An 18,352-nucleotide genomic window follows, 5' to 3' on the forward strand; every position below is an offset into this window, starting at 1 on the left:
CCTACGACCATGACAGACACCCAGGATAAGAACTACATCATCGCCCTGGACCAGGGTACCACCAGCTCGCGGGCCATCATTTTCGACCGCGATGCCAACGTGGTGGGTACCTCCCAACGCGAGTTCGCCCAGCACTACCCACAGGCAGGCTGGGTCGAACACGACCCGATGGAAATCTTCGCCACGCAGAGTGCGACCATGGTCGAGGCGCTGGCCCAGGCCGGCATCAGCCATGCCCAGGTGGCTGCGCTGGGCATCACCAACCAGCGCGAAACCACTGTTGTGTGGGACAAGGAAACCGGCCGCCCGGTGTACAACGCCATCGTCTGGCAGTGCCGCCGCAGCACCGAGATCTGCGCCCAGCTCAAGCGCGACGGCCATGAAGACTACATCCGCCAAACCACAGGCCTGGTCACCGACCCGTATTTCTCCGGCACCAAGTTGAAATGGATCCTCGACAATGTCGAGGGTGCCCGCGAACGCGCCGAGCGCGGCGAGTTGCTGTTCGGCACCGTCGATACCTGGCTGATCTGGAAGTTCTCGGGCGGCAAGGTGCATGTCACCGACTACACCAACGCCTCGCGCACGCTGATGTTCAACATCCACAGCCTGCAATGGGACGACCGCCTGCTGGAGATCCTCGGTATCCCGCGGCAGATGCTGCCCGAGGTACGCCCGTCTTCCGAAGTGTACGGCCACACCAAGAGCGGCATCGCGATTGCCGGTATCGCCGGCGACCAGCAATCGGCACTGTTTGGCCAGATGTGCGTGGAGCCGGGCCAGGCCAAGAATACCTATGGCACCGGCTGTTTCCTGCTGATGAATACTGGCAGCCAGGCAGTGAAGTCGTCCCATGGCTTGCTCACCACCATCGCCTGCGGCCCGCGCGGCGAAGTGGCCTATGCCCTGGAGGGCGCGGTGTTCAACGGTGGTTCCACCGTGCAGTGGCTGCGTGACGAGCTGAAAATCGTCAACGACGCACTGGATACCGAGTACTTCGCCAGCAAGGTCAAGGACAGCAACGGCGTGTATCTGGTGCCAGCCTTCACCGGCCTGGGCGCACCGTACTGGGACCCGTATGCGCGGGGCGCGCTGTTCGGCCTGACCCGTGGCGTGAAGGTGGACCACATCATCCGCGCCGCGCTGGAATCGATCGCCTATCAGACCCGCGACGTGCTTGATGCCATGCAGCAGGACTGCGGCCAGCGCCTTTCCGAGCTGCGCGTGGACGGTGGCGCGGTGGCCAACAACTTCCTCATGCAGTTCCAGGCGGACATCCTTGGTACTTGCGTGGAACGCCCGAAAATGCGCGAAACCACTGCGTTGGGCGCCGCCTACCTGGCGGGCCTGGCTTGTGGTTTCTGGAGCGGCCTGGACGAGTTGCGCGACAAGGCGATCATCGAACGCGAGTTCAGCCCGCAACTGGATGAAGTGCGCAAAGAGAAGCTGTATGCCGGCTGGAAAAAGGCGGTGGAGCGCACTCGCGACTGGGAAGACCACGAGGCTTGATTACCCATCAAGATGGTGACGCGTTCGCGGACTGTGTAGGAGCGGCCTTGTGTCGCGACAGGGCCGCAAAGCGGCCCCTGCAGTATCCACGGCGAAGCTGAAAAGGACGGGGCCGCTTCGCGGCCCTGTCGCGACACAAGGCCGCTCCTGCAAAAACCGCGCAGGCCAGAAAGTCGATGCCAGGCGGCTGGGCTCGCCAGCAAGCCCGATAGGCCACTGGCCGTAGTTCGCGTCCTACGGCATCATTGCAGCATTTGTCCGGCAGCCCCAAAGGACCGCCCATGAATCTGCCCCCCCGCCAACAACAAATTCTCGAACTGGTGCGCGAGCGTGGTTACGTCAGTATCGAAGAAATGGCGCAGCTGTTCGTCGTCACTCCGCAGACTATCCGCCGTGATATCAACCAGCTTGCCGAGCTCAACCTGCTACGCCGTTACCATGGCGGCGCGGCCTATGATTCGAGCATCGAGAACACCGCCTACGCGATGCGTGCCGACCAGATGCGCGACGAGAAACAACGCATCGCCGAAGCCGTGGCCCGGCAGATCCCCGACCATGCCTCGCTGTTCATCAACATCGGCACCACCACCGAATCCATCGCCCGGGCGCTGCTCAACCACAACCATCTGAAAGTCATCACCAACAACCTGCATGTCGCCGCCATCCTTGCCGCCAAGGATGATTTCGAAGTGCTGGTGGCCGGGGGCACGGTACGTCGCGACGGTGGCGTGGTCGGCCAGGCCAGTGTCGACTTCATCAACCAGTTCAAGGTCGATTTTGCCCTGGTGGGCATCAGCGGCATCGACGAAGATGGCAGCCTGCTCGACTTCGACTACCAGGAGGTGCGGGTCTCCCAGGCAATCATCGCCAATGCCCGCCAGGTGGTCCTCGCCGCCGACTCCAGCAAGTTCGGGCGCAACGCCATGGTACGCCTGGGCTCGATCAGCCTGGTCGACTGCCTGGTGACCGACCAGGCACCGACGCCTGCCCTCACCCAACTGCTGAACCAGTACAAGATCCGCCTCGAGGTGGTGTGAAGGCCACTGGGCGCATGCCATGAGCCTTATGCCGCCTGTGAGATCGAGCGCCGCCCGCGCGGCGCATCGCGGATGAATCCGCTCCTACATTGGTTGCAACGTGGCCATGCCTGACAGGCCATGGTTGTCAGCCGGTTTGCAAGACTCAAGACATGCACCAAAGCTGGCAACCATGGCGTTACAGGTTCGGCACGTTGCAACAAATGTAGGAGCGGATTCATCCGCGATGCGCCGCGCGGGCGGCGCTCGATCTCACAGGCGCTACCAAACCCAAACCGATCACCCACATCTTCGTAAATGTTCACTTTATTGTCATCTGATCAGTTTTTTCTATAAAGACTGACTGGCGACCGGCTTTCCATTGCGCTAGTATTTTCGAAAACGAACATCAATGTTCATATTCGATGTGAACAGCGCCCAGGAGGCCTTGCCCGTGTCCCAGCCCGTTTCGTCTCAGCTCCCACTTGCCGACTGCTATGACCTCGCCGTGATCGGTGGCGGCATCAATGGCGTGGGCATCGCTGCCGACGCCGCCGGGCGCGGCCTCAAGGTATTCCTCTGCGAAAAGGACGACCTGGCCCGGCACACCTCCTCGGCCAGCAGTAAATTGATCCATGGCGGCCTGCGCTACCTGGAGCACTATGAATTCCGCCTGGTGCGTGAAGCGCTGGCCGAGCGCGAAGTGCTGCTGGCCAAAGCCCCGCACATCGTCAAGCCGATGCGCTTCGTGCTCCCGCACCGCCCTCACCTGCGCCCAGCCTGGATGATCCGCGCCGGCCTGTTCCTCTACGACCACCTGGGCAAGCGCAAGCGCCTGGGGGCCTCGCGCAGCCTGCGCTTCGGCCCGGGCTATCCGCTCAAACCGGCCATCACCCGCGGCTTCGAATATGCCGATTGCGCCGTCGATGACGCCCGCCTGGTAGTGCTCAACGCCATGGCTGCGCGCGAGCACGGCGCGCATGTCCACACCCGCACCCGCTGCCTGCGCGCCGAGCGTGTGGACGGCCTGTGGCAGGTGCAGCTGCAACACGCCGACGGCAGCCTGCAGAGCATCCGCGCCCGGGCCCTGGTCAACGCCGCTGGCCCATGGGTGGCCAGCTTCATCAAGGACGACCTGAAGCTCGATGCCCCTTACGGCATCCGCCTGATCCAGGGCAGCCACATCATCGTGCCGCGCCTGTACGAAGGCGAACACGCCTATATCCTGCAGAACGAAGACCAGCGGATCGTGTTCTGCATTCCGTACCTGGAGCGCTTCACCCTGATTGGCACTACCGACCGTGAATACAGCGGCGACCCGGCCAAGGTGGCAATTACCGAACAAGAGACCGACTACCTGCTGAAAGTGGTCAACGAGCACTTCAACCACCAGCTTGGCCGCAGCGATATCGTGCACACCTACTCCGGGGTTCGCCCGCTGTGCAATGACGAATCGGACAACCCTTCGGCGGTGACCCGTGACTACACCCTGGCCTTGTCCGCCAGCGAAGGCCAGGCACCGCTGCTGTCGGTGTTCGGCGGCAAGCTGACCACCTACCGCAAGTTGGCCGAATCGGCCATGGCCGAACTCAAGCCACATTTCCCGCAGATGCGGGGTAGCTGGACGGCCAGTGCGCCGCTGCCAGGTGGCGAGAACATGACGAGCGTACAAGCGCTGGTGGATGCCGTACTGGCGCGCTGCGGCTGGTTGCCGGTGGACATCGCCAAACGCTGGGCGCTCACCTATGGCTACCGCGTGTGGCAGTTGCTCGACGGCGTGCATGGGCCGGAAGACCTGGGCCAGCCACTCGGCGGTGGGCTGTTCGGCCGCGAGGTGGAATACCTGTGCGATCAGGAATGGGCGTGCGACGCCGACGATATCCTCTGGCGCCGCACCAAGCTGGGGCTGTTCACCAGCGCCAGTGAACAGCAATTGCTGAAGGATTACCTGCAACAGCGGGCGCAGAAGCAGGCCCGCGTCCAGGCAGCCTGACCCTGCATGCCTCGCCTGGTGTCGCTCAGGTTCGCGGCGATCGGTCGTCGCTGACAGAACGCGCCCAGGCCTCGGTGGTCAAGGTGCGCATCAGTACCCGCTCGTCAACCTCGTGCTCGCGCATCAATGCCCGGGCACGCCCGCCGTAGTCGCTTTCCTGGCCGTTCCTGGCCTGCTGTTCAAGTGATTCCAGGCGTTGATGGAACGGCGCAGCCAACGTATCGAAACGCTCTGGATAGGTTTCACGCAGGTAATTCTGCCAAAAAGGGCGCTCAGCCAACGTATCGAGGATGGCCACCGAGGTGTTGGCCGCCAGTACTTCCAGTTGCGCATGGCTCAGGTCGGCATTGCTCACGTGGGCAAACGAAGGGTAATGCATCTGGTCTGGTGTTACCGGCAGATCCAGGGCACTTGCCAGACGTGAGCGGTAGTACAGCCGCGTTTCAATCTCGTCGACCTCGACCACTGCCTCTGCGCGCATTCTTTGCACATGCCGTGCAGCAATGGCATCCAGCAGGTCCAGACGGTGCAATTGCCGGCCCAGACGCAGAAAACGGGCCTCCCGTACCGCCATGGGGACATCTTCGATACCTTGGTAGGCGAGGATGGCCACTTCCATCTGGTTGAGTATCAACAGCAAGCGGTCTTCGCAACTACGGGGCGTCAGCCTCGCGGAACAATCGCTCGCGCAATGCTTCGTCGTGTTCGCAGGCATCGAGGATATGCCAGATACGGCGACGATAATGACGGGGGTGTGTTTCAAAATCTTCGCTTTCGGCGAAGTCTGCGAGGAAACGAAACAAGCCTGCCGAGCCGGGCTCCTCCTGCAAACGGTCCCAGCTGGCTTCGCGGCTGGTACGCAGCGCTTCGTTTCGGCTGGCTACCCATTCGGCGCGGGTCTGGTCGTTCACTGCCGCATGGGCGTGGGATGCACCGCCCCTGGCCCGGGAGTCGCTGACGCCGCGGGCCTCGTCAAGCAACTGGACGCTGGCTTCGTTCAGCGGATTCTCATGCAGATTGAGCCTTCGCAGCCGCAGGCGCAGGCCGCGCATATCCCTCTGCAGCTCGCTGATCCGGTTGTCACGCAGGTCGACGTGCGCGCGCAACGCAACCCGCTCATGGAGCAGATTCATATCAACCTGCCCGGTTGCACGCAGGCGCACGTCACGCACATGCGGCAAGGCAGAGAGATCAGGCACGCCGTTGAGCGGGTTGTAGCTCAGAATCAAAGTACTGAGCCGCTGCAAACCCGCCAGACGGCGGCTCCCGGTTTCATCCAGGGCAATCTGGTTATTACCCAGATTGACCCGTCTTAGCTGGGTAAGGCCCTCGATACCCTCTGGCACACGGCTTAGCCGGTTGCCGCTGAGATCGAGATCGACAACATTCGGGAACAGCCTGAGAAACGAAGCATCGATGTCTTGTAAATGCATGTTACGCAACGTCAGCCTGCGCACATGCACATAGTCGACCCCGCGGGGCAGGACAGGCAGCGCACTGACCGGCTCACCGTCGATGGTCAGCTCATACTGGTCGTTACTGTCTACCAGCTTGCGCCGCCAGCTCCGGCGTAGCGTATCGGCGACGCGACGGCGGCGGATGGCGTCGATGGGGTTCTGCCAGTCGGCCTGCCACTGGCGCAGCACGTCGCGTAGCCCGGCAAGCTGGCGCTGCAGCATCTGGTAATGGTCCCACAGGTTTTCGCCACGCTGGCGGACCGCGTCCATATAAGCTTCAAGCTGCATTTCACTGAGCGTCGGGAATATCTGGTGGATGCCGCGCCGGATCGCTTGCCGGCTGCTCTCCCCGCCGCCGCTCAGACGGTAAGCCAGGCGGCCGTCGCCAAAGCGTCTGGGTGGCCGTACGCCAGTCCCCTTAGGGGCCAGGCCGATCAGCCTGGCGGCCTGTTCGCGCTCCTGCGCAGCGATTTCGAGCACCTTGTCCCGTAGTTGTGTCACTTGCTGGCCGACATTGCCCAAGGCCAGCTTCTGCTTGTCGTCCAGGCACTGCAGCACGGCATGTAGCAAAGAAGCATCGCGGCCAGCAGCCTCGCCGTCCAACGCATACCCCTGCGCCCCTTTGATAATGACCCGGACTTCGCTGGCCTCGTGGTTTTGGCTGGCGAACAGCACTCGGCCCTCATGGTTGCCTGCACGTAATTCGACCCGCACCGAAGCAGGCCAGGGGGCCTTGCGCTCGACCAGCCCCAATAGCAGCTTTTCACCATCGGCATTGAGCAGCTGTGGCAAGCGAATACCCAGGCAGGCGACATCTACGCGGCTGTCACGCAGGTACCAACGGGCACGCTCTGCCATACCCAGCGGCACTCGCCCGCCGGCCAATGGCGACGGCAACTGTGAAGAACTGCTCTGATCGATGATTTCCTGTGCACCTCGGGACGATAATCCATTGAAAGCATTCATCAGCCAGGTTTGCTCAGGGGTCGCAGGCGGATGCAAGTCCTGCAGCGCACGCTCCAATGCCACGCCACGCAGCCCAGGGCGCCTTGCGCACAGCTCCAGGCGCTGATACAGGTCGACCAGCCGTGCTGGCGGCGCTCCGCGCTCCACGTGCAAACGCCGCAACTGGTCCAGTTGCAGGCCCGACGCATCAAGCAGCACCTTGGCCCTGGGCGCCAGAAGGTCGGCAAAATGCTCGCCGGGCAAGCCTTGCAGCAATACCAGCGGGTTGTTCTCCGCAGCGGGGTAATGCGCATTTCGCAGCAACCTGACCTTGCCACCCGTCACTACCTGGGGCTCCAGCGCGTCCACCCATGGTACCCGCTTGAGCAGATGAAGCGCTGCGGCGCTGGCCCCCGTCAACGCCACCCCCTGGGCAACGGAAAACAAATGCTCCAGCGCGCCCTGGCGATCGCCCAACCGCCAGTCCTGATAACCTTCATATACTTCGTCCAGCAGCTGCGCGGCGCTCACTACCAACAACAAGTCACCGAGGACAGGCACGACAAACGCGGCCAAGCCCAGCAGGTCCAGCCCGGCATACAGCAGCCCCTGCAAACGCTTGTGCCTGCTCAACCGATCCTCTTCATCGGTCGGAACGGCAATGAAGCGGGCATCATCATGGATCTTCGCCACGACCTGGGTACGCACATGGCTGAACAGCGAAGCCTCGACCGGCAGGTTGCGCCCGTCCAGTTCCGCCGGTCGGCTGGAACCTGCGGACGCCAGGGCGCGTGCAAGGGCCATTTCGAAACCTTTACGGTCCTCGGCCTTGAGAAAGCGCCGCATGAACGCGAGGAAAGGCTCGTGCCTGAGCCGTAGCGCCAGATCGCCATACAGGTCATCCCACGCATCGTAGTGCCGCAGGCTTTTTTCGGGGTCGCCAGGTATCCAGACGATGATTTCATCGAGCGCAGCCCCCGGCGCTGGCCGCCATTCCAGCGTGACAATACCCACCATGCATTTGCCCAACAGGTACAATTGCCGCGGCGTCAGCGTACCGCCTGCGTATGCGGGTAGCGCTGGCCGCTCAAGTATCGGCAACAAACGGCGCAGGTCGCGCTCGTCCAGCGCGCCCTTGATTCTGCCTTCATACAGTTCTGCCTTCATCCGGGTACGCAAACTGTCCTGAAACAGCTGTTCGATGGCATGGCGCGCCTGATCGGCAGGCTGGCCCCGGCCTGCCTTGGGCTGTAGTATCGTCTTCAACAGCGCCTGGTAACGGCCACCGACATCCAGCGTGCGGCACAGGCTGACAAAGTGCTCGAACCTCATGCCCAGCCGCCCGCCTTCGCCGTCGACCAGGTACGCCTTGCGCAACAGCCAGGGCACGCTCTCTTCCACATCGAAATTGTGCAGCGCGGCCGCGAGCAGGGATTGGCGGCTGGTGTAGGTGATCATCGGCTTGTGGATCTTCTCTGCAGCCGAAGGCAGTGGAAACTCCTCGCTGACCACTACGAACGCGCGGCGAGGGTCGACATGCCCAAGCCCTGCTTCCGCCAAGGCCCTTTCCAGCAACGGCGCTGCGAAGTCGTCAACCGCCGGGATGCGACTCAACAGATGCTGCAGCTGGTCGGCAACCTGCTGCTGCGCGATCAAAGCCTGTCGATAGGGCTCGACATGTCGCGTCTCGGCAGCGGCCAACCAAGGAGGGAGCTGGCGGGCGATCAACTGATCAACCGACCCGGACGGAAGAATATCGGCAGATGGCATGGTTGTTTCTCCTGGTCTGAAAAGACGCAGGACACCACACGCAATATTGATAAACGCGGTACTTATAGCAGGACTATGGCACTCGCCCATCTATTCGGATTTCCGAACAGGATAAATGTATTCGTTCGGAAATCCGGAAACTTCCAGTTACGCAGAAATCGTCAAGAAAGGTTCATACCCCGAGTTTTCGCGGGTTTATGATCGCTATCAGAGCTTGGCACGACTCATGCTCTACACTTGGTAGCCGAATGCACCCCGCTTCATGCTGTATTCGTTGAACGAAAGAGTCCGCCAACGGCTCCATAAAAAAAACAAACACGTCGAGGAAAATTTGATGCGCATCGTTCGTCAATTGCTGGGCGCCGCCATCGCGGCCGCTGTGATCGCTTCGCCGGCCATGGCCGAAGAACTGACAGGCACCCTGAAGAAGATCAAGGACTCGGGCACCATCACCCTGGGCCACCGCGACTCCTCCATCCCGTTTTCCTACCTGGCCGGCAAGCCCGAGCCCGTGGGCTACTCGCATGACATCCAGCTGGCTGTCGTTGAGGCCCTGAAGAAGCAGCTGGGCACGGACATCAAGGTCCGCTACAACCTCGTCACCTCGCAGACCCGCATCCCGCTGGTGCAGAACGGCACCGTCGACCTGGAGTGCGGCTCCACCACCAACAACGTCGAACGCCAGCAGCAGGTCGGCTTCACGGTCGGCATCTTCGAAGTCGGCACTCGCCTGCTGACCAAGGTCAAGGACGGTCAACCGGCCTACAAGGACTTCCCGGACCTGGCTGGCAAGAACGTGGTGACCACCGCCGGTACCACTTCCGAGCGCATCCTCAAGGCGATGAACGCCGACAAGCAGATGAAGATGAACGTGATTTCCGCCAAGGACCACGGTGAAGCCTTCAACATGCTCGAAAGCGGCCGCGCCGTGGCCTTCATGATGGACGACGCCCTGCTCGCCGGCGAAATGGCCAAGGCCCGCAAGCCGTCGGACTGGGTCATCACCGGCACCCCACAGTCATACGAAATCTATGGCTGCATGGTGCGCAAGGATGACGCTGCCTTCAAGAAAGCGGTTGATGACGCCATCATCGCCTACTTCAAGTCGGGCGATGTCAACAAGAGCTACGACAAGTGGTTCCAGCAGCCGATCCCGCCAAAGGGCCTGAACCTGCAGTTCCCGATGAGCGAAGAGCTGAAGAAACTGATCGCCGAGCCGACCGACAAGGCCGCCGACGAGAAGAAGTCCTGACCCCCAGCCCGTGGCCTGTTGCGCTGCAAAGCGCCAATTAAACCGGCAGGCCACCCGTTAGTGTCTAACCTTTCATCCGAGGGCCGTGTGCCCCCGGATGTTGGAAGGTGCCCGTGAAACAACCGTCTGAGGGGAAATCCCGATGAATTACAACTGGGACTGGGGCGTGTTCTTCAAGTCCACCGGCGTGGGCAGCGAGACCTATCTGGACTGGTACATCACCGGTCTGGGCTGGACCATCGCCATCGCCATCTCCGCCTGGATCATCGCCTTGCTGCTGGGGTCGGTCCTCGGCGTCATGCGTACCGTGCCGAACCGTCTGGTGTCCGGCATCGCCACCGTCTACGTGGAGCTGTTCCGCAACGTGCCGCTGCTGGTGCAGCTGTTCATCTGGTACTTCCTGGTGCCCGACCTGCTGCCCGAGGGCCTGCAGGAATGGTTCAAGCAGGACCTCAACCCGACCACCTCGGCGTTGATCAGCGTGGTCATCTGCCTGGGCCTGTTCACCGCCGCGCGTGTCTGCGAGCAGGTGCGTACCGGTATCCAGGCGCTGCCCCGCGGCCAGGAAGCCGCTGCCCGTGCCATGGGCTTCAGCCTGTCGCAGATCTACACCAACGTGCTGCTGCCGCAAGCCTACCGGATCATCATTCCGCCGCTGACCTCGGAATTCCTGAACGTGTTCAAGAACTCCTCGGTGGCGTCCCTGATCGGCCTGATGGAGCTGCTGGCGCAGACCAAGCAGACCGCCGAATTCTCGGCCAACCTGTTCGAGGCCTTCACCCTGGCCACGCTGATCTACTTCACCCTGAACATGGGCCTGATGCTGCTGATGCGCATGGTCGAGAAGAAAGTCTCGGTGCCCGGCCTGATTTCCGTAGGGGGCAAATAAATGGACATGGATTTCAGCGAAATCATCCCGGCCCTGCCAGCCCTGTGGGAAGGCATGGTCATGACCTTGCAGTTGATGATCATGGGCGTGGTCGGCGGCATCGTGCTGGGTACCATCCTGGCCCTGATGCGCCTGTCGTCGAGCAAGCTGCTGTCGAACCTGGCCGGTGCCTACGTCAACTATTTCCGCTCGATCCCGTTGCTGCTGGTGATCACCTGGTTCTACCTGGCGGTACCGTTCGTGCTGCGCTGGATCACCGGCGAGGACACCCCGGTCGGTGCCTTCACCTCGTGCGTGGTGGCGTTCATGATGTTCGAGGCCGCGTACTTCTGCGAAATCGTCCGCGCCGGCGTGCAGTCGATCTCCAAGGGCCAGATGGGCGCCGCCCAGGCGCTGGGCATGACCTACGGCCAGACCATGCGCCTGATCATCCTGCCCCAGGCCTTCCGCAAGATGACCCCGCTGCTGCTGCAGCAGAGCATCATCCTGTTCCAGGACACCTCGCTGGTATATACCGTGGGCCTGGTGGACTTCCTCAACTCGGCACGCTCCAACGGCGACATCATCGGGCGCTCCCATGAGTTCCTGATCTTCGCCGGTGTCGTGTATTTCCTCATCAGCTTCTCCGCTTCGTGGCTGGTCAAGCGCCTGCAAAAAAGGATCGCCGTATGATTTCCATCAAGAACGTCAACAAGTGGTACGGGGACTTCCAGGTACTGACCGATTGCAGCACCGAGGTCAAGAAGGGTGAAGTGGTGGTGGTCTGTGGCCCGTCGGGCTCGGGCAAATCTACCCTGATCAAATGCGTCAACGCCCTGGAGCCGTTCCAGAAAGGTGACATCGTGGTCGATGGCACTTCGATCGCCGACCCCAAGACCAACCTGCCCAAGCTGCGCTCGCGCGTTGGCATGGTGTTCCAGCACTTCGAGCTGTTCCCGCACCTGTCCATCACCGAGAACCTGACCATCGCCCAGCGCAAGGTGCTTGGCCGCAGCGAAGCGGAAGCGACCAAGAAAGGCCTGGCCCTGCTCGACCGCGTCGGCCTCGGTGCCCACGCCAAGAAGCACCCCGGCCAGCTGTCCGGCGGCCAGCAGCAGCGCGTGGCGATCGCCCGCGCCCTGTCGATGGACCCGATCGTCATGCTGTTCGACGAGCCAACCTCGGCGCTGGACCCGGAAATGGTCAACGAAGTACTGGACGTGATGGTCGAGTTGGCCAATGAAGGCATGACCATGATGTGCGTGACCCACGAAATGGGCTTCGCCCGCAAAGTGGCCAACCGCGTGATCTTCATGGACAAGGGCCACATCATCGAGGACTGCCAGAAGGAAGACTTCTTCGGCAACCCGGGCGCCCGCCACGAGCGCACCCAGCACTTCCTCAGCAAGATCCTGCAACACTGATGTTGCCTCACTGAACCGGTCGGCGCTGCTGCCCTTTCGGGCCGCAGCGCTGGTCGTGACAAGGCCACTGTGATGAAATGCGATCCTTCGCTTCTTCTCCCTGCCAAGCCTGCCGTGAAATCCCGCCTGCTCCGCCAATTGCTGCTGCCACCCTTGATCATCCTGCTGATGGTCGGGCTCGGGCTGGCTGGCTACCTGGTCAGCGAAAGCAACGGCATCCGCATTCTCAGCGAAAACGGCGAACGCCAGCTGGAGCTGCACGCGCGCACGGTGGAAAGCGAAATCAGCAAGTACACCTACCTGCCGAGCCTGCTTGAGCTGGAAGACAGCGTCTCGCAGCTGCTCACCGACCCTGATGGCGGTTCGCGTCAGACCGTCAACGAATACCTCGAAGGCCTGAACCGGCGCAGCCGCAGCCGGGCCATTTTCGTGCTCGATACCAATGGTCGGGTGCAGGCCACCAGCAACTGGCGCGATGCCGACTCGTTCCTCGGCGAAGACCTGTCGTTCCGCGCCTACTTCCAGACTGCCGTGCGCGGCGAGCCCGGGCGCTTCTATGGCATCGGCAGTACCACCGGTGAGGCCGGCTACTACCTCGCCCATGGCCTTGAGGAGCACGGCAAGATCATTGGCGTGGCGGTGATCAAGGTGCGCCTGGACACCCTCGAGGAGCGCTGGCAACGGGCCCGCCTGGAGGCGTTCGTCAGCGACGAGAATGGCATCATCATCCTTTCCAGCGACCCGGCACGACGCCTGAAGTCGGTGCGCCCGCTGACACCACAGATCAAGGAGCGCCTGGCGCGCAGCCTGCAATACTACTGGTGGCCACTGAACGAGCTGCAGCCGCTGGCCCGGGAAATCCTGGCCGACGGCGTGGAAAAACTGACCTTCCCGGCCAACAGCGAAACCGCCCAGGGCAAGCCCCGCGAAATGACCTACCTGGCGCAGACCCGGCGCCTGGCCGATACGCCCTGGCACTTCACCCTGCTGACCCCGCTGCAGGACCTGCGCCGCGAATCCCTGGTGCAGGGTATCCTGGTGGGCGTGGCCTTCGCCTTGCTGGCGATCCTGGGCATCGCCTGGAACGAGCGGCGCAAGGTGATCGCCACGCGCCTGGCAGCCCGCGAGGCGCTGCAGGAAGCCAACAGCCAGCTGGAACGGCGGATTGCCGAGCGCACCGCCGACCTGCGTGCCAGCAACGAACGCCTGAAAGGCCAGATTCGGGAACGCCGGCATGCCGAGCAGACCCTGCGCCACGCCCAGGATGAGCTGGTGCAGGCCGGCAAGCTGGCCGCCATCGGGCAGATGTCCACCAGCATTGCCCATGAACTGAACCAGCCGCTGGCGGCGCTGCGCACCTTGTCCGGCAACACCGTGCGCTTCCTCGAACGCGGGGCGCTGGAAACCGCCAGCACCAACCTGCGCACCATGAACGACCTGATCGACCGCATGGGCCGCATCACCGCCAGCCTGCGCTCGTTCGCCCGGCGCGGCGACGACAGCGGCCAAGCCTCGCTGGCCAAGGCGGTCGAAGCCACCCTGCAGGTGCTGGCCAACCGCATCAGCGCCTGCCAGCTGCAGGTGCACAACCAGTTCGATGACCAGCAGCTGGCCATCGATCAGACCCGCCTGGAGCAGATCCTGGTCAACCTGATCGGTAACGCCCTGGATGCCATGGCGGCGCAGCCACTGCCGCAACTGTGGCTCGAAGGCGAACTGCAGGGTGACAAGTACCGTTTGCAGGTGCGCGACAATGGCCACGGCATCGACAGCGAGGCGCGCAAGCACCTGTTCGAACCCTTCTTCACCACCAAACCGGGCGAACACGGCCTGGGCCTGGGCCTGACCCTGTCGGCGAGCCTTGCCGCCGCTGCCAAGGGCAGCCTCAACGTCGAGCATCCCGCCAGCGGCGGTACGGCCTTCGTCCTGGCCCTGCCGCTGGTTTCCCCCCCTAGCGAATCGGCAGAGCATCCATGAACCAAGCGCCTCTTACCGTCCTGATCGTCGAAGACGACCCGCATGTGCTGCTCGGCTGCCAACAGGCACTGGCCCTGGAAGACATCGCCTGTGAAGGCGTGGGCAGCGCCGAGCAGGCGCTGGAACGCATCGGCGACGACTTCGCCGGCATCGTCGTCAGTGATATCCGCCTGCCGGGCATCGATGGCCTGGAGCTGCTCAACCGCCTCAAGGCCCGCGACCGCAGCCTGCCGGTGGTGCTGATCACCGGCCATGGCGATATCGACATGGCGGTCGGCGCCATGCGCAATGGCGCCTACGACTTCATGGAGAAACCGTTCTCCCCCGAACGCCTGGTCGATGTGGTGCGCCGCGCCTTGGAACAGCGTGGGTTATCGCGCGAAGTGGTCGCCCTGCGCCGCCAGCTGGCGGAGCAAAGCAGCCTGGAGGGTCGCATCATTGGCCGCTCGCCGGCGATGGAGCAGCTGCGTGAGCTGATTGCCAACGTGGCCGATACCTCGGCCAACGTCCTGATCGAAGGCGAGACCGGTACCGGCAAGGAGCTGGTTGCCCGTTGCCTGCACGACTTCAGTCGCCGCCACGGCCAGCCGTTCGTGGCCTTGAACTGTGGCGGCCTGCCGGAAAACCTGTTCGAAAGCGAGATTTTCGGCCACGAGGCCAATGCTTTCACCGGTGCCGGCAAACGCCGCATCGGCAAGATCGAACATGCCAACGGTGGCACGCTGTTCCTCGACGAAGTGGAAAGCATGCCGATCAACCTGCAGATCAAGCTGCTGCGCGTATTGCAGGAGCGCACCCTGGAACGGCTGGGCTCGAACCAGAGCATTCCGGTGGACTGCCGGGTGATCGCTGCAACCAAGTCCGACCTGGATGCCATGGGCCAGAGCGGCCAGTTCCGCAGCGACTTGTACTACCGGCTGAACGTGGTCACCCTGGAATTGCCGCCGTTGCGTGAGCGCCGCGAAGACATCCTGCAACTGTTCGAACACTTCCTGCAGCAGTCGGCCCTGCGCTTCGACCGTGAAACACCAACGCTGGATAGCCAGACCCTGTCGCGCTTGATGGCGCATGACTGGCCGGGCAACGTGCGCGAATTGCGCAACGTGGCCGAACGCTACGCCCTTGGCCTGCCAGCCTTCAAGAAAGGCCCCAGCGGTGGCGCCAGCCAGGGGCTGGGCTTTGCCGAGGCGGTGGAAGCGTTCGAGCGCAACCTGCTCAGCGATGCGCTGCAGCGAACTGGCGGCAACCTCAGCCAGGCCAGCCAGGAGCTGGGCATGGCCAAGACCACGCTGTTCGACAAGGTAAAGAAATACGGCCTCGGCTGACCTCGACCCGCAATTGGAAAGACAACGTGGATCTGCTCTTCAAGGCCGCCCTCGGTGCGGGTGTGGGAGTGCTGCGCACCGAGGCAGGTCGGCTGACGCGGCCCTTGTAGGAGCGGCCTTGTGTCGCGATGGGGCGCGTAGCGGCCCCCGGTTTCAGCTTCGCCGCGAATATTGCCGGGGCCGCTTTGCGGCACTTTCGCGACACAAGGCCGCTCCTACTGGGATCGCACAGCCTTGAAGGATGGAAATTCACAGCCCGGCGATATGCGTGACGTCCTGCCGGTGCGCCTCCAGGTACGGCAACACCGCCCCCAGCAGCGGCGCCTTGAACGGCTCCTGGAAGCGATGCGCCAACCCTGGTATCAAGCGCAGCTGGCTGCCCTGGATATGCGCCGCCAGGTGCACGCCGTGCATCACCGGCAGCAACGGGTCGGCCGTGCCATGCACCACCAGGGCCGGCACCCGCAACTGGTCAAGCAGCTCGACCCGGCTCGGCTCGGCCAGTATCGCCATGATCTGGCGCTTGGCCCCGTCGGGGTTGAACGCGCGGTCGTAGGCCACCGCCGCCTGCTGCAGCAAGGCGGCACGGTCGTCCGGCACCTCGGGGCTGCCCAGCGCGGCCAGCAGGTCGGCCTGTTGCTCGATGGCCACTTCGCGGTTCGCTGCGCTGCGCCGGGCCAGCAGCTGCACCAGCGCCGGGGCCGGCGCCGGCAAACCCGCCGCCCCTGAACTGGACATGACCAGCGTCAGGCTGCGCACACGCCCTGGCGCCATGGCCGCCAGGTGCTGGGCGATCATGCCGCCCATGCTCACCCCCAGCACATGGAACTGGCGCACCCCCAGCGCGTCCATCAGGCGCAGGCCGTCGCCCGCCATGTCGGTCAGGGTATAGGGCGCAGCCACCGGCAGCCCCAACTTGTAGCGCAGCAGTTCGACCGTCAGGTTGGCCGACGGTGGCAGCTGGTTCCAGCGCGACAGGCCGACATCGCGGTTGTCGTAGCGAATCACCCGAAAGCCCTGGCGGCATAGCGCCTCGACCACGTCGTCCGGCCAATGGATAAGCTGCCCGCCCAGGCCCATGACCAGCAACAGCACAGGGTCGCGCGGCGCTCCGACGCTCTGGTAGACCAGGCTCACCGCACCCAGTTCGGCGCGCTGTACCGCCGCCTGGGCGTCACAGCGCTGCTCGGCGAAACTCGCAGGAGCGCTGAGTACCAAGAAAACAAATAGCCAAAATGCCCGCATGAAAGAAACACCAGAATGCAGATCCCCAGTAGAGCGCGATTCTGATGAATTCTGTTCGGGCGCGCTGCCACAGTCCGGTTACAGTTTGATGACGCCCGCCAGACGGTGTGACCAAACGCCCTGTCGACAGGCGCTGCAACATGAGGGAAACTCAACTCATTCGCTATTTTCCCAAATTGATCCCCCGGAGTCAGCTGTGCTGGAGATCCGCCACCTGAAAACCCTTCATGCCCTGCGCGAAGCCGATAGCCTGGTGGAGGCCGCCGAGCGGCTGCACCTGACCCAGTCCGCGCTTTCGCATCAGTTCAAGGAACTGGAAGAGCGCCTGGGCATGCCGCTGTTCGTGCGCAAGACCAAGCCGATCCGCTTCACCAGCGCCGGGCTGCGCCTGCTGCAACTGGCCGATGCCACCCTGCCGCTGCTGCGCAGCGCCGAACGTGACATCGCCCGCCTGGCCGGTGGCACCGCCGGGCGCCTGCACATGGCCATCGAATGCCACAGCTGCTTCCAGTGGCTGATGCCGACCATCGACCAGTTCCGGGATGCCTGGCCGGAAGTGGAACTGGACCTCGCCTCCGGCTTTGCCTTTGCCCCGCTGCCAGCCCTGGCCCGTGGCGACCTCGACCTGGTGGTGACCTCCGACCCGGTGGACCTGGCGGGCATCACCTACGTGCCGCTGTTCACCTATGAGGCGATGCTGGCGGTGGCCAACCAGCACCCGTTGGCCAGCAAGCCCTACATCGTGCCGCAGGACCTGCTCGACCAGACACTGATCACCTACCCGGTAGAACGTGACCGCCTGGATATCTTTACCCGTTTCCTGGAGCCCGCCGACATCGAGCCGGCCGCCGTACGCACTTCGGAGCTGACGGTGATGATGATGCAACTGGTGGCCAGCGGCCGTGGTGTGTGCGGCATGCCACACTGGGCGCTGCATGAATACAGCTCGCGCGGCTACGTCAAGGGCAAGCGCCTGGGCGAGAAAGGCCTGTTCGCCACGCTTTATGCCGCAGTGCGCACCGATATGCTGGATGCGCCGTACATGCGCGACTTCCTGTTGACGGCCAAGGACACCTCGTTCGCCACCCTCGATGGGGTCAGCGCGGTGCGCTGAGCGCCTGGTAGTACAACGGCAGGATCAGGTCGCGGGTCAAGGGTGCCAAGTGCATGGCGGGCGTCTGCTCGGCGCTCAGCCATACCACCTCTTCGATTTCCGCAGCCGGGGCCACGGCTGCAACGCAGTCGACACGGAACAGTTGGGCCTGCACCTGAAAGCCCGGCTCATTGGCGGCCGGGGCGCTGAATTGGCCCAGGTGCAGTGCCTGGGCCGGGTCGACACGCAGGCCGAGTTCCTCATGCAGCTCGCGCACCAACGCCTCGACCGGCGACTCACCGGCATCGATCTTGCCACCGGGCTGCATGAACGCCTGGGTACCACGCTTGCGCACCAGTAGGGTACGGCCCTGGGCGTCGATCAGCAGGGCGGCGGCGATGCGGATGGTGTTGGGCATGGGTTCGGCTCCCTTGAATCAATAGCCGGGCAGGATCCCATGGGCTCATTGGCCTGACAA

General features: G+C 63.3%; 12 protein-coding genes and 1 pseudogene. 10 read left to right on the forward strand and 3 right to left on the reverse strand.

Going from position 1 to position 18,352, the window contains the following annotated elements:
- The first annotated feature begins 9 nt into the window (after nt 1-9).
- From glpK to glpD, 3 genes are all read left to right on the forward strand, one after another.
- Entirely contained in the window at nt 10-1,509 is a 1,500-nt protein-coding gene (gene glpK / locus HG549_RS20080) for a glycerol kinase GlpK (RefSeq protein ID WP_170031944.1), read from the forward strand.
- Between the two features lie 281 nt (nt 1,510-1,790).
- On the forward strand, nt 1,791-2,546 hold the full coding sequence (gene glpR, locus HG549_RS20085) for a DNA-binding transcriptional repressor GlpR (protein WP_170031947.1): 756 nt from the start codon (nt 1,791-1,793) through the stop codon (nt 2,544-2,546).
- A 433-nt stretch (nt 2,547-2,979) separates the two neighbouring features.
- Nucleotides 2,980-4,518 carry a glycerol-3-phosphate dehydrogenase gene (glpD, locus tag HG549_RS20090; protein WP_170031950.1) on the forward strand — a complete coding sequence of 513 codons (1,539 nt, stop codon included), beginning with the start codon at nt 2,980-2,982 and terminating at the stop codon, nt 4,516-4,518.
- A 25-nt stretch (nt 4,519-4,543) separates the two neighbouring features.
- Here the strand turns inward: glpD and HG549_RS20095 are convergent.
- Nucleotides 4,544-8,780 (reverse strand): annotated as a pseudogene (locus tag HG549_RS20095) (NEL-type E3 ubiquitin ligase domain-containing protein).
- A 244-nt stretch (nt 8,781-9,024) separates the two neighbouring features.
- On the opposite strand from HG549_RS20095, the gene HG549_RS20100 reads away from it, so the two are divergent.
- The 6 genes from HG549_RS20100 to HG549_RS20125 all read left to right on the forward strand — a co-directional run bounded on the left by HG549_RS20100 (nt 9,025) and on the right by HG549_RS20125 (nt 15,536).
- Nucleotides 9,025-9,942, forward strand: coding sequence for a glutamate/aspartate ABC transporter substrate-binding protein (locus HG549_RS20100; protein WP_170031953.1), 918 nt, complete (start codon nt 9,025-9,027; stop codon nt 9,940-9,942).
- Between the two features lie 142 nt (nt 9,943-10,084).
- A complete protein-coding gene (locus HG549_RS20105) occupies nt 10,085-10,831 on the forward strand; it encodes an amino acid ABC transporter permease (RefSeq protein ID WP_170031956.1) in 747 nt (248 codons plus the stop codon).
- On the forward strand, nt 10,832-11,503 hold the full coding sequence (locus tag HG549_RS20110; protein ID WP_170031959.1) for an amino acid ABC transporter permease: 672 nt from the start codon (nt 10,832-10,834) through the stop codon (nt 11,501-11,503). It abuts the gene before it with no gap.
- Entirely contained in the window at nt 11,500-12,234 is a 735-nt protein-coding gene (locus HG549_RS20115; protein ID WP_170031962.1) for an amino acid ABC transporter ATP-binding protein, read from the forward strand. The genes HG549_RS20110 and HG549_RS20115 overlap by 4 nt, the downstream gene beginning before the upstream one ends.
- Before the next feature lie 72 nt (nt 12,235-12,306).
- On the forward strand, nt 12,307-14,211 hold the full coding sequence (locus HG549_RS20120; RefSeq protein WP_170031965.1) for an ATP-binding protein: 1,905 nt from the start codon (nt 12,307-12,309) through the stop codon (nt 14,209-14,211).
- 47 nt (nt 14,212-14,258) lie between these two features.
- Entirely contained in the window at nt 14,259-15,536 is a 1,278-nt protein-coding gene (locus HG549_RS20125) for a sigma-54 dependent transcriptional regulator (RefSeq protein ID WP_234454621.1), read from the forward strand.
- Nucleotides 15,537-15,785: 249 nt separating this feature from the next.
- On the opposite strand, the gene HG549_RS20130 is transcribed toward HG549_RS20125, so the two are convergent.
- Nucleotides 15,786-16,781: an alpha/beta fold hydrolase gene (locus tag HG549_RS20130; RefSeq protein WP_170031971.1), complete on the reverse strand. Its 996-nt coding sequence runs from the start codon at nt 16,779-16,781 to the stop codon at nt 15,786-15,788.
- A gap of 196 nt (nt 16,782-16,977) precedes the next feature.
- Between HG549_RS20130 and metR the strand changes: the two genes are divergently transcribed.
- Nucleotides 16,978-17,895, forward strand: coding sequence for a transcriptional regulator MetR (metR, locus tag HG549_RS20135; protein ID WP_170031974.1), 918 nt, complete (start codon nt 16,978-16,980; stop codon nt 17,893-17,895).
- On the opposite strand, the gene HG549_RS20140 is transcribed toward metR, so the two are convergent.
- Nucleotides 17,879-18,292, reverse strand: coding sequence for an NUDIX domain-containing protein (locus tag HG549_RS20140; protein ID WP_170031977.1), 414 nt, complete (start codon nt 18,290-18,292; stop codon nt 17,879-17,881). The two genes, metR and HG549_RS20140, sit on opposite strands and share 17 nt — an antisense overlap.
- Nucleotides 18,293-18,352 lie beyond the last annotated feature (60 nt).

This window comes from Pseudomonas sp. SK (assembly GCF_012975065.1).
GTDB lineage: Bacteria > Pseudomonadota > Gammaproteobacteria > Pseudomonadales > Pseudomonadaceae > Aquipseudomonas > Aquipseudomonas anuradhapurensis.

Excerpts from the sequence above, each read along its gene's own strand:
- glpK (WP_170031944.1), top strand. The coding sequence starts at position 10 with ATGACAGACACCCAGGATAAGAACTACATCATCGCCCTGGACCAGGGT.
- glpR (WP_170031947.1), top strand. The coding sequence starts at position 1,791 with ATGAATCTGCCCCCCCGCCAACAACAAATTCTCGAACTGGTGCGCGAG.
- HG549_RS20100 (WP_170031953.1), top strand. The coding sequence starts at position 9,025 with ATGCGCATCGTTCGTCAATTGCTGGGCGCCGCCATCGCGGCCGCTGTG.
- HG549_RS20105 (WP_170031956.1), top strand. The coding sequence starts at position 10,085 with ATGAATTACAACTGGGACTGGGGCGTGTTCTTCAAGTCCACCGGCGTG.
- HG549_RS20110 (WP_170031959.1), top strand. The coding sequence starts at position 10,832 with ATGGACATGGATTTCAGCGAAATCATCCCGGCCCTGCCAGCCCTGTGG.
- HG549_RS20115 (WP_170031962.1), top strand. The coding sequence starts at position 11,500 with ATGATTTCCATCAAGAACGTCAACAAGTGGTACGGGGACTTCCAGGTA.
- HG549_RS20120 (WP_170031965.1), top strand. The coding sequence starts at position 12,307 with ATGAAATGCGATCCTTCGCTTCTTCTCCCTGCCAAGCCTGCCGTGAAA.
- HG549_RS20130 (WP_170031971.1), bottom strand. The coding sequence starts at position 16,781 with ATGCGGGCATTTTGGCTATTTGTTTTCTTGGTACTCAGCGCTCCTGCG.
- HG549_RS20140 (WP_170031977.1), bottom strand. The coding sequence starts at position 18,292 with ATGCCCAACACCATCCGCATCGCCGCCGCCCTGCTGATCGACGCCCAG.